A 14,061-nucleotide genomic window follows, 5' to 3' on the forward strand; every position below is an offset into this window, starting at 1 on the left:
TTCAGGGAGAAACTGATATGCGTAAAGGAATACCTGCGGCGATTCTGGCCAGCTTAGTTGTAACCGGTTGTGTCAATCACCCCGCCCGACAGAGCGCAGCGGATATCCGCTTGCAGCTGGGATTGCACTATCTTGCGGTCAAGGATTTTGCCGCCGCACAGCGCAATTTGTTGCGTGCGCAGCAGGCGGCACCGGATGATTATCGGGTGCCGTTAGCCCTTGCCCGCGTGGCGCAGGCGCAACAGAATAGCGCGCAAACACGCTGGCACTATCAACGCGCTCGGCAGTTAGCACCGCTGAATGGTTATGTCGCTAACAATTACGGTGCGTTTCTCTGCGGTTTAAGGCAGTATGACGAAGCGCATCAACAGTTTAAGCTGGCAATTGAGGCGCAGGAAATCGATGCCCGTCAGGATGCATTTCTGTTTTCGGGCTATTGTTACCTGCAGGCTGATGAGAGTGCCGCAGCGCGCGAGCAATTAGGTTACGCGCTGGATGCCGCACCGGAGCAGGGCAGTCAACTGCTAAGGGAAGTGGAAAGGCGGCTTGAACAGCAGGAACAGCAATCCGTTCCGCTGCTTTTAGAAGTGTACCATCAGCGTTTGCCCGCAACGGCAGAGAGCCTATGGTTACAGATACGTTTCGCCGCGCAACAGGGAAACGCTGCTGACGTTACACGTTATGGCGACCGGTTGGCGCGAAGTTTTCCACAATCGATACAGTACCAGCGTTATTTAGCTAATGAATACTGAAGCCACTCAAGATAATTCTGCAGTACATTCCACAGGTGAACGCCTGCGTCTGGCCCGTGAGCAGATGGGGCTGACCCAGCAAAACGTCGCTGAGCGCCTGTGCCTGAAAGTTTCTACCGTACGTGATATTGAAGAGGACAAATCACCTGCTGATTTAGCTTCGACATTCCTGCGCGGTTACATTCGTTCTTATGCCCGTTTGGTGCATGTGCCGGAAGATGACCTGCTGCCGATGATGGCAAAACAGGCTCCGGTGCGCGCGGCCAAAATCGAGCCAATGCAGAGCTTTTCATTGGGTAAGCGTCGTAAAAAACGCGATGGCTGGCTGATGATTTTCACCTGGTTGGTGATCTTTGTTGTCGTCGGTTTGACCGGTGCCTGGTGGTGGCAAAATCATAAGGCATCACAGGCTGATCTGGTGTCGATGGCCGATCAAAACGGCAGCGGCGATAATAGCCAGTCTATTCCGCTGGGTGACAACAGCACCGACAGCAATGCTGATGCGGATACGAATGCAGCCGGTACGCCGGTTGATAACGGTGCGGGTGCGGTTGCGACGCCAGAGAGCAGCAACACCGCGAGCAGCGCACCAGCTGCAAGCACGACTGCGCAAACCAACGGCAGCGAGAATGCCGTGGTTTCGCCTAGCCAGGCACCGATTGACACCACGCCGCCAGCGGCCACGTCTCCGGCACCGGCTAATAGCGTTCCGGCCGGCCAAATGCCTACCGCAAACGCAGCGGTCAGCCAACCGGCTGGCGATCCGAATGCCATCGTGATGAACTTCAAAGCCGACTGCTGGCTGGAAGTGAGCGATGCCACCGGCAAGAAGTTGTTCAGTGGTTTGCAACGTAGCGGCGGCAAGCTGAGTTTGTCCGGTACGGCTCCGTATCGTCTGAAAATTGGCGCTCCGAGTGCGGTTGACGTGCAATATCAGAATCAGCCCGTTGATTTAAGTCGTTTTATCCGTAATAACCAGGTTGCCCGTCTGACGCTGGGTGCGCAATAACGCGCAGCGCGCTTTCCGGGTAATTGTGGAGAGAGAATATGCATAACGAAGCACCCATTATCCGTCGCAAATCAACACGGATTTACGTCGGCAAGGTGCCAGTTGGCGATGGTGCGCCCATCGCCGTTCAGTCAATGACCAACACCCGCACCACTGACGTGGACGCAACCGTTAATCAGATTCGCCAGCTTGAGCGCGTCGGGGTTGATATTGTCCGCGTTTCCGTTCCGACCATGGATGCGGCTGAAGCCTTCAAACTGATTAAGCAACAGGTCAACGTGCCGCTGGTGGCGGACATTCACTTTGACTATCGCATCGCACTGAAAGTCGCCGAATATGGCGTGGATTGTCTGCGTATCAATCCTGGTAACATCGGCAATAATGAGCGTATCCGCCAGGTGGTGGATTGTGCGCGTCATTACAATATCCCGATCCGCATCGGCGTGAATGCCGGTTCGCTGGAAAAAGATCTGCAGGAAAAATACGGTGAGCCAACGCCACAGGCGCTGCTCGAATCCGCGATGCGTCATGTGGATCATCTCGATCGTCTTAACTTTGATCAGTTCAAAGTGAGCGTCAAAGCCTCTGACGTCTTCCTCGCCGTTGAATCTTATCGTCTGTTGGCGAAAGCTATCGATCAGCCGCTGCATCTCGGCATCACCGAAGCGGGTGGCGCACGTGCGGGTTCAGTGAAATCTGCCATCGGCTTGGGCCTGCTGCTGGCCGAAGGCATTGGCGATACGCTGCGCATTTCACTGGCGGCCGATCCGGTCGAAGAAGTGAAAGTGGGCTATGACATTCTCAAATCCCTGCGCATCCGTTCGCGTGGCATCAATTTCATTGCCTGCCCAACCTGCTCGCGTCAGGAGTTTGATGTCATCGGTACCGTCAATGCGCTGGAAGAGCGCCTTGAAGACATCATCACGCCCATGGATATTTCGATTATCGGCTGCGTGGTTAATGGTCCGGGTGAAGCCACGGTTTCTACCCTCGGTGTGACCGGTGGCGCCAAGAAAAGCGGCTTCTATGAAGATGGCGTGCGTCAGCGCGATCGTCTCGATAACAACGACATGATCGATCAGCTGGAAGCGCGTATTCGCGCCAAGGCCACCATGCTGGATGAAAGCCGTCGCATCAACGTGCAGCAGCTTGAAAAATAATCAAGGTGCGTGCAGGCCGCGTACCAGTTTGTGATTGAACCTGTGCGGTTTCATCCTCATAAGGTATGATGCCGCTCAGGTTTTTTTGTCTTAAAGAGATTCTAACGTGGCGAAGAATATTCAAGCGATTCGCGGAATGAACGATTACCTGCCAGCGGATACCGCAATTTGGCAGCGTATTGAAGGCACTCTGAAGCAGGTTCTGGCCAGCTATGGTTTCAGTGAAATCCGTCTGCCGATCGTTGAGCACACCCCGCTGTTCAGCCGTGCGATTGGTGAAGTCACCGACGTGGTTGAGAAAGAGATGTACACCTTTGAAGACCGCAATGGCGAAAGCCTGACGTTGCGTCCGGAGGGCACCGCGGGTTGCGTGCGCGCCGGAATCGAACACGGTCTGTTGTACAACCAGGAGCAGCGTCTGTGGTACGTTGGCCCCATGTTCCGCTACGAGCGTCCGCAGAAAGGTCGCTACCGTCAGTTCCATCAGATTGGTGCGGAAGTTTTTGGCCTGCAGGGTCCGGACATTGATGCCGAATTGATCATGATGACTGCGCGCTGGTGGAAAGCGCTGGGCATCGCCGATCACGTTGAGCTGGAACTGAACTCTATCGGTTCACTGGAAGCGCGCGCTGACTACCGTAACGCGCTGGTGGCGTTCCTTGAGCAGCACAAAGAAGCGCTGGACGAAGATTGTAAGCGCCGCATGTATACCAATCCGCTGCGCGTACTCGACAGCAAAAATCCTGAAATTCAGACACTGCTGAACGATGCGCCGACGCTGGGTGAATTCCTTGATGAAGACTCGCGCGCGCACTTCAGCGGCCTGTGCGCGCTGCTGGACGATGCGGGTATCAAATATCGCGTGAATCAGCGTCTGGTGCGCGGCCTCGATTATTACAACCGCACCGTTTTTGAGTGGGTGACCAGCAGCCTCGGCTCGCAGGGTACCGTATGTGCCGGTGGACGTTATGATGGCCTGGTCGAACAATTGGGTGGTCGCGCTACGCCAGCCGTCGGTTTTGCTATGGGCCTGGAGCGTTTGGTGTTGCTGGTGCAAGCGGTTAATCCAGAATTTGAACCGACGCGCATTGTTGATGTCTATGTTATCGCTTCGGGGCAGGGCGTTCAGTCTGCCGCGATGCAACTGGCGGAAAAACTGCGTGATGCTGATCCCGCACTGAAGCTGATGACCAACTTCGGTGGCGGTAACTTCAAGAAGCAGTTTGCCCGTGCAGACAAGTGGGGCGCACGCATTGCGCTGGTGCTGGGCGAAGATGAAGTGAACGCGGGCCAGGTTGTGGTTAAAGACTTGCGTACCGGCGATCAACAGACGCTGGCTCAGAGCGACGCCGCTGCGACGTTGCGCACGCTGCTGCAGTAAGCGCAGCACTGCAACAGCCATATTAAAGAGAGGGATTGCGTGGAAGTTTACAGCAACGAAAACGAACAAGTTGACGCGCTGCGTCAGTTCTTCACCAACAATGGTAAATTTCTGGCCGTTGGCGTAATCATCGGTATCGCTGCGCTGGGTGGCTGGCGTTTCTGGGCCAGCCATCAGGAAGGAACCGATAAAGCGGCATCCGCTGAGTATCAGCAACTGACCAGCGCCATGCAGGCCGATAAGCCTGATACGCTGGAAGCAGTGGCCACTTTCGCTAGCGAAAACAACAACACCTACGGCGCATTGGCGTCGCTGGATCTGGCTAAGCAATATGTTGAAGCTAATCAGCTGGATAAAGCTATCGCTCTGCTTCAGAGCGGACTAAAAGATACCAAAGATGCCAACCTGCAGGCAGTAATTAACCTGCGTCTGGCACGCATTCAGTTGCAGCAAAGTCAGGCCGATGCCGCACTTTCTACCCTTAACAATGTTAAAGGTGATGGCTGGACAGCCATTGTGGCGGATATTCGCGGAGAAGCACTGCTGAGCAAAGGCGATAAGCAGGGCGCACGTGATGCCTGGAGCAAAGGTGCCGAATCGCAGGCCTCTCCTGCGCTGAAGCAAATGCTGCAGATGAAGATGAATAACTTAAGTTAAGCCAGTCAAGAGAGCGCACATGGAATTACGTAAATACCTGCTGCCAGGGCTGATTTCAGTCACTCTGCTCAGCGGTTGCTCGCTGTTCAGCGGCGAAGAAGATGTAGTGAAAATGGCCCCGCTGCCAAAAGTGGAAAACCAGTTTACGCCGCAGACCGCGTGGAGCACCTCTGTCGGGGACGGCGTGGGTGATTTCTATTCCAACCTGCATCCAGCCTGGCTGGACGGTACCGTGTATGCTGCGGATCGTTTTGGCGTGGTTAAAGCGCTAGATGCCAGCAATGGCAAAGAGAAATGGAAAGTCGATCTCTCTGAGAAAACCGGCTTCTTCTCGAAAAATATCTCCGCACTGCTGTCTGGTGGCGTAACGGCCAGCGGCGATCGCATTTACATCGGTAGCGAGCGTGGTCAGGTATTTGCGCTGAACACCAGCGATGGTGGCATTGCCTGGCAGACTAAAGTCGCCGGTGAAGCGCTGTCGCGTCCGGTTGTCAGCGATGGTTTGATTCTGGTGCACACCAGCAACGGTATGTTGCAGGGACTTGACCAGAGCACCGGCGCGATTAAGTGGAGCGTCAATCTTGATATGCCTGCGCTGTCACTGCGCGGCGAATCAGCGCCAACTGTTGCCTTTGGTGGTGCCATCGTCGGCGGCGACAATGGTCGTGTTAGCGCGGTCATCATCAATCAAGGCCAACTGATCTGGCAGCAGCGTATTTCGCAGCCAAGCGGCGCGACTGAAATCGATCGTCTGAGCGATGTGGATACCACGCCAGTGGTCGTAAACGGTGTGGTCTATGCGCTGGCCTATAACGGCAATCTTACCGCACTGGATCTGCGTTCTGGCCAGGTGCTGTGGAAACGTGAGATTGGTGGCGTCAAAGACATGGTGGTGGATGCTGGTCGTATCTATCTGGTCGATCAGGATGACCGTGTGATTGCGCTGAATGCTGACGGTGGCGTGGCCATCTGGCGTCAAAGTGATCTGCTGCACCGCAATCTGACTTCACCTGTGCTGTTCAACGGTTATCTGGTGGTAGGCGATAGCGAAGGTTATCTGCACTGGATTAATACGCTTGATGGCCGCTTCGTGGCGCAGCAGAAACTGGATAGCGATGGCTTCCAGACTGAACCGGTTGTTGCCGGTGATAAGCTGCTGATCCAGGCGAAAGGCGGAGAAGTTTACGCCATCTCGCGTTAAGTCATTGGCTCTGCGGAAATCCATTTTCCGCTCGCTTACACGGCTCCTGATTCGTCAGGGGCCGTTTCGTTTTTGGTCAGGCATGGTATTCTGTGCGCCTTCTGCCTGACACCTGGCGTCAAATGTCGTTATAATCACGCCATTCGAGCGAACTATTTTCAAAACTGAGGCAAGTGTTATGGTACCTGTGGTCGCGCTGGTTGGGCGTCCCAATGTGGGAAAATCTACGCTATTTAACCGTTTAACACGCACGCGTGATGCGCTGGTGGCGGATTTTCCTGGACTGACTCGCGATCGCAAATATGGTCGCGCCGAAGTGGAAGGGCGCGAATTCATTGTTATTGATACCGGCGGTATTGATGGCACCGAAGAAGGCGTAGAAAACCGCATGGCGGAGCAGTCGCTGCTGGCGATTGAAGAAGCCGATGTGGTGCTGTTTATGGTCGATGCGCGCGCGGGCGTGATGCCGGCGGATCAGCAAATCGCTAATCATCTGCGTGCACGTGAGAAAGCCACCTTTGTTGTCGCTAACAAAACGGATGGCATCGATCCGGAAGCGGCAGTGCTGGATTTCTATGCGCTGGGCTTAGGTGAAATTCACCCGATTGCCGCTTCGCATGGCCGCGGCGTTAACAGCTTGCTGGAAACCGCATTGCTGCCGTGGATGGACGAAATCGTTCCAGAAGCGGAACTTACGGAAGAAGAAGAGAATGCCGCCTATTGGGCCGCATTAGAAGAAGAGGGTGAGAAGGCGCTGGAGGAAGAGGAAGAAGAAGATTTCGACCCAACCACACTGCCGATCAAACTGGCTATCGTTGGCCGCCCTAATGTAGGTAAGTCAACGCTTACCAACCGTATTCTTGGCGAAGATCGCGTTGTGGTCTTCGACATGCCTGGCACCACGCGCGATAGCATCTACATTCCAATGGAACGTGACGAACGCGAGTATGTTCTGATTGATACGGCGGGGGTACGCAAGCGCGGTAAAGTCACCGAAACCGTAGAAAAATTCTCCGTTATCAAAACGTTGCAAGCGATTGAAGACGCTAACGTGGTGATGCTGGTGATTGATGCGCGTGCCGGAATTTCCGATCAGGATCTGTCGCTGCTGGGCTTCATCCTCAATAGTGGGCGCTCACTGGTGATTGTGGTCAACAAGTGGGATGGCATGACGCAGGAAGCGCGAGACGAAGTCAAAGAGCAGCTAGACTTCCGTCTGGGCTTTATCGATTTTGCGCGCATCCACTTTATTTCAGCACTGCACGGCAGCGGCGTGGGTAACCTGTTCGAATCCGTGACTGAAGCCTATGACTGCTCCACCAAGCGTGTGGGCACGGCGATGTTGACGCGTATCATGACCATGGCAGCCGACGATCATCAGCCACCACTAGTGCGAGGCCGCCGCGTGAAGCTGAAATATGCGCACGCCGGTGGTTATAACCCGCCAATCGTGGTGATCCACGGTAACCAGGTGAAAGATCTCGCGGATTCGTACAAGCGTTACCTGATGAACTACTTCCGTCGTTCACTCAACGTAATGGGTACGCCGATTCGTATTCAATTTAAAGAAGGCGATAACCCATATGCGGGCAAACGCAACCTGCTGACGCCAACTCAGCAGCGTAAACGTCAGCGTTTGATGTCGCATCTGAAGAAGAACAAGCGTTAAGATGAGAAGGGCCCAGACGGGCCCTTTTTTTTATGCCGGAGGATCGATGCACATCCCTTGCCCCAACTGCCAGCAACCGCTTACTCACATCCCAGATGATTTTATGTGTGCTCACTGTGCCAGCCATTTTGCGCATCTGGCGTTATGCCCCGACTGCCATCAACCGCTGCAGGTGCTAAAAGCTTGTGGAGCGGTTGATTACTTTTGTCAGCACGGTGACGGTCTGATCTCGAAGAAGCGTGTCGAATTCGTCCCCGACCTCACTGCTCAGTAACAATTTTCCACCGCACGCCGTCATAGTTATTAATGGGTTACGACTGGTTTTGTAGCAAAAATGCTATTAACCAGTAACTGCTGCGTTATGGATATTCACTTTTTATTGTACCAGGTGGTACAATCCTGCCGCCTTGGGGCGAGAATCACTCTCATCTGCATTGTGTCCTCGCTCACAAGCGACGAATCACGGGCCTTGCTCCCGTACCAATAGATTAAAATAAAGCGTAACGGATATGTCTTGTCTCCCGCTTCGGCAGGAGCCTCAATACCGGCTGCCTCAGGCTTACCGGCACCAGCGCGTTATTTTTTCAGGAGAGTTTTTGTTATGGCAGAAAATTCCGCTCGTCCCGGCAAAGGGCTGAGCATCTGGTCTGTACTGTTAGGCCTGGTCCTGCTGGCAATCGGCTTGTTCTTCGCTATCGGCGGCGGCAAGTTGGTAGCGCTTGGCGGCAGCTGGTACTTCCTCATCGCCGGTATCGCTATGTTGCTGTCGGCCATTCAGTTCTTCCGTCGCAAATCATCTGCCGTCACCCTGTTCATTCTGGTGTTTGCCGGTACGCTGATTTGGTCACTGTTTGATGCTGGCTGGCATTTCTGGCCGCTGGTATCACGCCTGATGGTTCCGGCTGGCTTGATGCTGCTGGCATTCATTACCTGGCCAGCACTGCGTAAACGCGAAGGCAAAAGCTCTCTGGCGAAAGTCTCTTACGTGTTGTCGGCGGTTATCGCGGTAGGCATGGTGGCAACCTTCGTGCAGATGTTCCAGCCGCATCCTACCGTCGCGTTTGACGGTAAACAGCTGCCGCTGATTCCTGTTGATAAATCGAAACCACAGCAGGACTGGAGCAGCTATGGCCGTACGCCAGGTGGCGACCGTTTCGCCGCCATCGATCAAATCACGCGCGACAACGTAAAAGATCTGCAGGTTGCCTGGACGTTCCACACGGGTGATACGCCAATCAGCCCAACCGGTAACGGTGCGGAAGATCAGCAGACTCCGCTGCAAATCGGCAACACGCTCTATCTGTGCACGCCACACAACAACGTGATTGCGGTAGCCGCAGACAGCGGTAAGCAGATCTGGAAACGCGAAATTAACGCTCAGGCGGAAGTATGGAACCGCTGCCGTGGCTTAGCGTATTTCGATGCGACTAAACCGCTGCAGCAGCCTACGCAGCCGGGTTCAACGCCGGTTACTGCAGCTGTGCTGCCGGCGGGTGATACCTGCCAGCGCCGTATTCTGATGAACACCATTGACGCGCGCCTGATTGCGATTAACGCCGATAACGGTGAGCTGTGTGACAGCTTCGGTACGCACGGTGTGGTTGATCTTAAAACCGGTCTGGGCAAAGCGCCAGATCCGCAATATCAGCTGACTTCGCCTCCAGCGATGGCCGGGACCACCGTTGTGGTTGGCGGTCGCGTCGCGGATAACGTGCAGACTGACATGCCAGGCGGCGTGCTGCGTGGTTTTGACGTGATCACTGGCCAGATGCGTTGGGCGTTTGACCCAGGCAACGACGATCCTAATGCGGTGTTAATGCCGGGTAAAGACTACACGCGTAGTACGCCGAACTCGTGGGCACCTATGTCCTACGATCCAGCGATGAACACCGTGTTCCTGCCGATGGGTAGCCCGTCTGTCGATCTGTGGGGTGCGAACCGTACCAAACTGGATCACACCTACGGCGCATCAATTCTGGCGCTGGATGCCACCACCGGTAAGCAGAAGTGGGTGTATCAGACCGTGCATAACGATCTGTGGGACTTCGACCTGCCAATGCAGCCGAGCCTGGTAGACTTCCCGATGAAGGATGGCACCACTAAGCCAGCCGTGGTCATCGGGGCGAAAACCGGCATGATTTGGGTGCTGGACCGCCTGACGGGCAAGCCTTTGACCAAAGTTGAAGAGCTGCCGATGCCGCAGGGCCACATCCCGAACGAGCAGTACACCAAAACGCAGCCGCACTCGGTGGAGATGCCAAACATTGGCAACCAGAAGCTGACTGAAGCGGATATGTGGGGTGCAACACCGTTTGACCAGCTGGCGTGCCGCATCGCCTTTAAAGGCATGCGTTACGATGGTCTGTTCACCGTGCCGGATACCGATAAATCCCTCAGCTTCCCGGGTTCACTGGGCGGTATGAACTGGGGTGGTATCTCGTTTGATCCGAACAACCAGTATATGTTCGTTAACGACATGCGTCTGGGTCTGTGGGTACAGATGGTGCCGCAAGACACCAGCAAAACTGCGGCCAGCAATGGTGGTGAAGCGATCAACACCGGCATGGGTGCGGTTCCGCTGAAAGGCACACCGTACGCGGTAAACAAAAACCGCTTCATGTCGCCACTGGGCATTCCGTGCCAGGCACCGCCGTTCGGTACGCTGTCGGCGATTGATATGAAAACCCGCCAAATCGTTTGGCAGGTGCCAGTGGGTACCGTGCAGGATACCGGTCCGTTTGGTATCAAAATGCGCGCGAAAATGCCAATTGGTATGCCGACGTTAGGCGGCACGCTGGCGACGCAGGGCGGCCTGGTGTTCATCGCCGGAACGCAGGATTACTATCTGCGCGCGTTCGATAGCTCAACCGGTAAAGAAGTGTGGAAAGCACGTCTGCCAGTCGGCAGCCAGGGCGGTCCAATCAGCTATGTATCGCCGAAAACCGGCAAACAGTACATCCTGATCTCCGCGGGCGGCGCACGTCAGTCACCAGACCGTGGTGATTACGTGATTGCTTACGCGCTGCCAGACAGCAAGTAAGTGCCCTAATGAGAAAGGCCGACATCATGATGTCGGCCTTTTTTTTACCATCCTTAGCGCACTTTATCCCTCAAGGTACCTTATTCACTGCTGCTTGGAAGGGCGGCGGCTTTTTTGACCTCCTTTTCTTCCAGCTTCCCTGGCTCTTTCAGGATCGTTTCTGAAATTACCCCCGCTGACTTTGCCGCCAGCGCTACCTGCTTCCCTGGCGCGCTCCGGGTCCTCTGCAAAGTTCCCGGCACCACCTCGTTGCTTTTTTTGTGTCATAGCAGAGACCTCATCTAAGGGTGTTTTCTTCGACGTGGACTAGCTAGCCACATAATGAGTATAGTCAATCAGTTATGACTTTCCTTGAGAGATCTCTTATAACCTATTCCCCGTCGCGCCAGAGAGATTGCAACTCAGGTGGTGCTAACTGCTCAGGAATTAACAGCACCAAAGTTCCCGCCTCGCGATGGGTAGCGTAGGTGATTTGAATACGGTAATAGCGCTGATCGCCACGACCGATATTTGCCGCCTGATCTTCCGGTTCGCCAAGGGGCATGGCCTGTTCTAATACTTCACAAACCCGCTGTTTTTGCGGTTCTGGCAGCTCTGACAAGGCAAAGCGTCGTTCACCGCGTAGCTTAGGAATAAAGGCGATACCGCCTTCACGCGCCAGTTTAATGACAGCGTCATCGGTCAGTTGGATGTCCACGTTACGCCCACCTGCTGCCAGGCGGATTGAATGCTCTCCGCCACTGAAGTGTTAAATCGTTGTTTGGCGTGCTGCACGGTGAAGCGGGCAAAGATGCTGAAATCGGCATCCTGCGGTAGCGTTTTGTCGCATAACGTGTCGTACCACGCCTGGCCCGCGATTTCCCAGGCAAAGCCGCCCAGCGCTTTAGCCGCGAGATAAAATGCGCGATTGGGAATGCCAGAATTAAGATGCACGCCGCCGTTATCGTCCCGCGTCTCAATGTAGTGATCCATATCGGCGGGTTGCGGATCTTTTCCCAGCACCGGATCGTCGTAGGCGGTGCCGGGTGACGACATCGAGCGCAACCCGCGGCCTTTAATCCCGCCCGCCAGTAAACCCTCGCCGATGATCCAGTCAGCCTGATCGGCGCTCTGCTTAAGATGAAACTGCTTCACCAGTGAGCCAAAAACATCCGACATTGATTCGTTCAGCGCGCCTGCCTGCTGGAAGTAAATCAGCCCGGCTTCGGTTTCCGTTACGCCATGCGTCAGTTCGTGCGCCACCACATCGAGTGCAATGGTGAAGCGATTAAATATCTGGCCATCACCATCGCCAAATACCATCTGCTGGCCGTTCCAAAAGGCATTCTGGTACTCCTTGCCGTAATGCACGGTGCCATCGAGTTTAAGGCCTTTGTTGTCGAGCGAATTGCGTTGGTAAGTTTGCCAAAAGAAATCGTAGGTAATGCCGAGATAATCCCAGGCTTCCTGGGCGGCGACATCGTCATTTTTCGGCTGGCCTTCCGTGCGGATTAACGTGCCGGGCAGATTTTGCGTGCCTTCGGCGTCGTAGATTGCGCGCTGAACGGTGCCTGGTTTGGCAATGGCGGCGCTGGTGGCTTGATGGCTGTGTTTCTCCATCAAGTGCTGCACGTGGGTGAGAGTGCGGCGCGCATAGTCTTGCTGCGCACCGGTGCAGTTATCAATGATATTGCGCAGCATGTAGGGAGGAATAACGCTAAAAGGCATACTAACTCCTGATCACAAATGATTATGTCAAAAGTATAGTTTTCATCCTATCAACGCGCTTTACGGCCCCGGGATTTCTGCGGTTCAAGCGCGGTAACCTGACTTTCCACCCAGCCATCATCCAGTCGGGTACGCAGCAAATCACCTTTGCTGAGCTGCTGGGTTCTCTTCACCACCTGACCTTGCGTATCGGTGGTGACGCTGAATCCACGCGCCAGCGTCGCCAAAGGGCTTACGCCTTCCAGCTGTGCGGCTAATGTGCCAAAGCGCTGACGATTGTGATTAAGCTGTTTTTCCATGCCCTGTTGCAGACGATAGTGCCACTGCTGGAGCTGCTGCTGAGCGCGCAGAATCCGTCCCTGCGGTTGCTGTGCGTTGAGACGCTGCAGCAGGCGATCCTGCTGACGATTCGCTACGCGCATACGCTGATCCATCGCTTCGCCAAGACGGCGCTGCAGCTGAAACAGTGCGGTTTGTTGACGTGCCAGACGCAGCTGCGGATGCTGCTGCTGTAATCGGTGCTGGATGCGGGTAAAGCGCCGCTGCTGCTGTGCCAGATAAAAATCCATCGCCATCTCCATGCGCTGCTGCTGCGACTGCAAACGGCGCACCAGTTCCAGCTGATTACGGCTCACCAGCTCAGCCGCCGCAGAAGGCGTTGGCGCACGTAAATCCGCAACGAAGTCGGCGATGGTGACATCGGTTTCATGCCCAACGGCGCTGACGATCGGCAGGCGGCTGGCAAAAATCGCCCGTGCCACGCGTTCGTCATTGAAGCTCCACAAATCTTCCAGCGAACCGCCGCCACGACCAACAATCAGCACGTCACACTCATCACGCTGGTTGGCCAACTCGATGGCTCGCACAATGCCAGCGGGCGCATCCACGCCTTGCACCGCCGTAGGATAGATGATCACCGGCAATGACGGATCGCGTCGATGCAGCACGCGCAGCACGTCGTGCAGCGCCGCGCCGGTGGCGGAGGTAATCACGCCCACCTGACGCGCCGGATCCGGCAGCGGCTGTTTGAACTGCTGATCGAACAAGCCCTCTGCGGCTAAACGCGCTTTCAGCTGTTCGAACTGCTGCTGCAGCAAGCCTTCGCCCGCCGGATGCATGCTTTCGATAATCAGCTGATAATCGCCGCGCGGCTCATACAGCGTGATGCTGGCGCGTACTAAAACTTGCTGACCATGCTGAGGACGGAAGGCGACGCGACGATTGCTATTGCGGAACATCGCGCAGCGTACTTGTGCACCATCATCCTTCAACGTGAAGTACCAATGGCCGGAAGAGGGCTGGGTAAAATTCGAGATCTCAGCGCTGAGCCATACCAGGCCCATCTCATTTTCCAGCAGTTGGCGCACCGTGGTGTTCAGGCGGCTGACAGTAAAAATATTGGCGGTTGGCGGTAGCGACATGTGATGTAGATCAAATTTTAAATCAGAGGGTTAATCAACCGATACTACATTGCTCACCCGGAGG

Annotated in this window: 13 protein-coding genes; 9 read left to right on the forward strand and 4 right to left on the reverse strand. The window is 55.1% G+C overall.

Annotated elements, in window-relative coordinates:
* Window positions 1–17 precede the first annotated feature (17 nt).
* From pilW to WFL93_RS09860, 9 genes are all read left to right on the forward strand, one after another.
* Window positions 18–752 (forward strand): type IV pilus biogenesis/stability protein PilW, encoded by a 735-nt coding sequence (gene pilW / locus WFL93_RS09820; protein WP_336778029.1) that lies wholly within the window; start codon window positions 18–20, stop codon window positions 750–752.
* Window positions 742–1,761: a cytoskeleton protein RodZ gene (gene rodZ, locus WFL93_RS09825; RefSeq protein ID WP_007884890.1), complete on the forward strand. Its 1,020-nt coding sequence runs from the start codon at window positions 742–744 to the stop codon at window positions 1,759–1,761. The genes pilW and rodZ overlap by 11 nt, the downstream gene beginning before the upstream one ends.
* Before the next feature lie 38 nt (window positions 1,762–1,799).
* Window positions 1,800–2,921: a flavodoxin-dependent (E)-4-hydroxy-3-methylbut-2-enyl-diphosphate synthase gene (gene ispG, locus WFL93_RS09830; protein WP_007884889.1), complete on the forward strand. Its 1,122-nt coding sequence runs from the start codon at window positions 1,800–1,802 to the stop codon at window positions 2,919–2,921.
* A 106-nt stretch (window positions 2,922–3,027) separates the two neighbouring features.
* Complete coding sequence (hisS, locus tag WFL93_RS09835; protein ID WP_049852989.1) at window positions 3,028–4,302, forward strand: histidine--tRNA ligase; 1,275 nt, start codon at window positions 3,028–3,030, stop codon at window positions 4,300–4,302.
* Window positions 4,303–4,341: 39 nt separating this feature from the next.
* Complete coding sequence (locus WFL93_RS09840) at window positions 4,342–4,959, forward strand: YfgM family protein (protein WP_007884886.1); 618 nt, start codon at window positions 4,342–4,344, stop codon at window positions 4,957–4,959.
* Between the two features lie 19 nt (window positions 4,960–4,978).
* Window positions 4,979–6,160, forward strand: a complete 1,182-nt coding sequence (gene bamB, locus WFL93_RS09845) for an outer membrane protein assembly factor BamB (RefSeq protein ID WP_007884884.1) — start codon at window positions 4,979–4,981, stop codon at window positions 6,158–6,160.
* A gap of 178 nt (window positions 6,161–6,338) precedes the next feature.
* On the forward strand, window positions 6,339–7,829 hold the full coding sequence (gene der, locus WFL93_RS09850; RefSeq protein WP_007884883.1) for a ribosome biogenesis GTPase Der: 1,491 nt from the start codon (window positions 6,339–6,341) through the stop codon (window positions 7,827–7,829).
* Window positions 7,830–7,875: 46 nt separating this feature from the next.
* Window positions 7,876–8,103 carry a zinc ribbon domain-containing protein gene (locus WFL93_RS09855; RefSeq protein ID WP_336778030.1) on the forward strand — a complete coding sequence of 76 codons (228 nt, stop codon included), beginning with the start codon at window positions 7,876–7,878 and terminating at the stop codon, window positions 8,101–8,103.
* Window positions 8,104–8,430: 327 nt separating this feature from the next.
* Window positions 8,431–10,869, forward strand: coding sequence for a glucose/quinate/shikimate family membrane-bound PQQ-dependent dehydrogenase (locus WFL93_RS09860; RefSeq protein ID WP_007884881.1), 2,439 nt, complete (start codon window positions 8,431–8,433; stop codon window positions 10,867–10,869).
* 84 nt (window positions 10,870–10,953) lie between these two features.
* Here WFL93_RS09860 and WFL93_RS09865 read toward each other — a convergent pair whose 3' ends face one another.
* The 4 genes from WFL93_RS09865 to xseA form a co-directional block, all read right to left on the reverse strand.
* Window positions 10,954–11,136, reverse strand: coding sequence for a general stress protein (locus WFL93_RS09865; protein ID WP_045814915.1), 183 nt, complete (start codon window positions 11,134–11,136; stop codon window positions 10,954–10,956).
* Window positions 11,137–11,239: 103 nt separating this feature from the next.
* The gene (locus tag WFL93_RS09870) at window positions 11,240–11,566 is read right to left on the reverse strand and encodes a protealysin inhibitor emfourin (RefSeq protein WP_007884879.1); all 327 of its coding nucleotides are present in this window, start codon (window positions 11,564–11,566) and stop codon (window positions 11,240–11,242) included.
* Complete coding sequence (locus tag WFL93_RS09875) at window positions 11,551–12,576, reverse strand: M4 family metallopeptidase (protein ID WP_336778031.1); 1,026 nt, start codon at window positions 12,574–12,576, stop codon at window positions 11,551–11,553. Before WFL93_RS09875 ends, WFL93_RS09870 begins: the two co-directional genes overlap by 16 nt.
* Window positions 12,577–12,626: 50 nt before the next feature.
* Window positions 12,627–13,997 (reverse strand): exodeoxyribonuclease VII large subunit, encoded by a 1,371-nt coding sequence (xseA, locus tag WFL93_RS09880; protein ID WP_336778032.1) that lies wholly within the window; start codon window positions 13,995–13,997, stop codon window positions 12,627–12,629.
* Window positions 13,998–14,061 lie beyond the last annotated feature (64 nt).

Source organism: Pantoea sp. USHLN256, assembly GCF_037149875.1.
Lineage (GTDB): Bacteria > Pseudomonadota > Gammaproteobacteria > Enterobacterales > Enterobacteriaceae > Pantoea > Pantoea nemavictus.

Excerpts from the sequence above, each read along its gene's own strand:
- pilW (WP_336778029.1), top strand. The coding sequence starts at position 18 with ATGCGTAAAGGAATACCTGCGGCGATTCTGGCCAGCTTAGTTGTAACC.
- rodZ (WP_007884890.1), top strand. The coding sequence starts at position 742 with ATGAATACTGAAGCCACTCAAGATAATTCTGCAGTACATTCCACAGGT.
- ispG (WP_007884889.1), top strand. The coding sequence starts at position 1,800 with ATGCATAACGAAGCACCCATTATCCGTCGCAAATCAACACGGATTTAC.
- bamB (WP_007884884.1), top strand. The coding sequence starts at position 4,979 with ATGGAATTACGTAAATACCTGCTGCCAGGGCTGATTTCAGTCACTCTG.
- der (WP_007884883.1), top strand. The coding sequence starts at position 6,339 with ATGGTACCTGTGGTCGCGCTGGTTGGGCGTCCCAATGTGGGAAAATCT.
- WFL93_RS09855 (WP_336778030.1), top strand. The coding sequence starts at position 7,876 with ATGCACATCCCTTGCCCCAACTGCCAGCAACCGCTTACTCACATCCCA.
- WFL93_RS09860 (WP_007884881.1), top strand. The coding sequence starts at position 8,431 with ATGGCAGAAAATTCCGCTCGTCCCGGCAAAGGGCTGAGCATCTGGTCT.
- WFL93_RS09865 (WP_045814915.1), bottom strand. The coding sequence starts at position 11,136 with ATGACACAAAAAAAGCAACGAGGTGGTGCCGGGAACTTTGCAGAGGAC.
- WFL93_RS09875 (WP_336778031.1), bottom strand. The coding sequence starts at position 12,576 with ATGCCTTTTAGCGTTATTCCTCCCTACATGCTGCGCAATATCATTGAT.
- xseA (WP_336778032.1), bottom strand. The coding sequence starts at position 13,997 with ATGTCGCTACCGCCAACCGCCAATATTTTTACTGTCAGCCGCCTGAAC.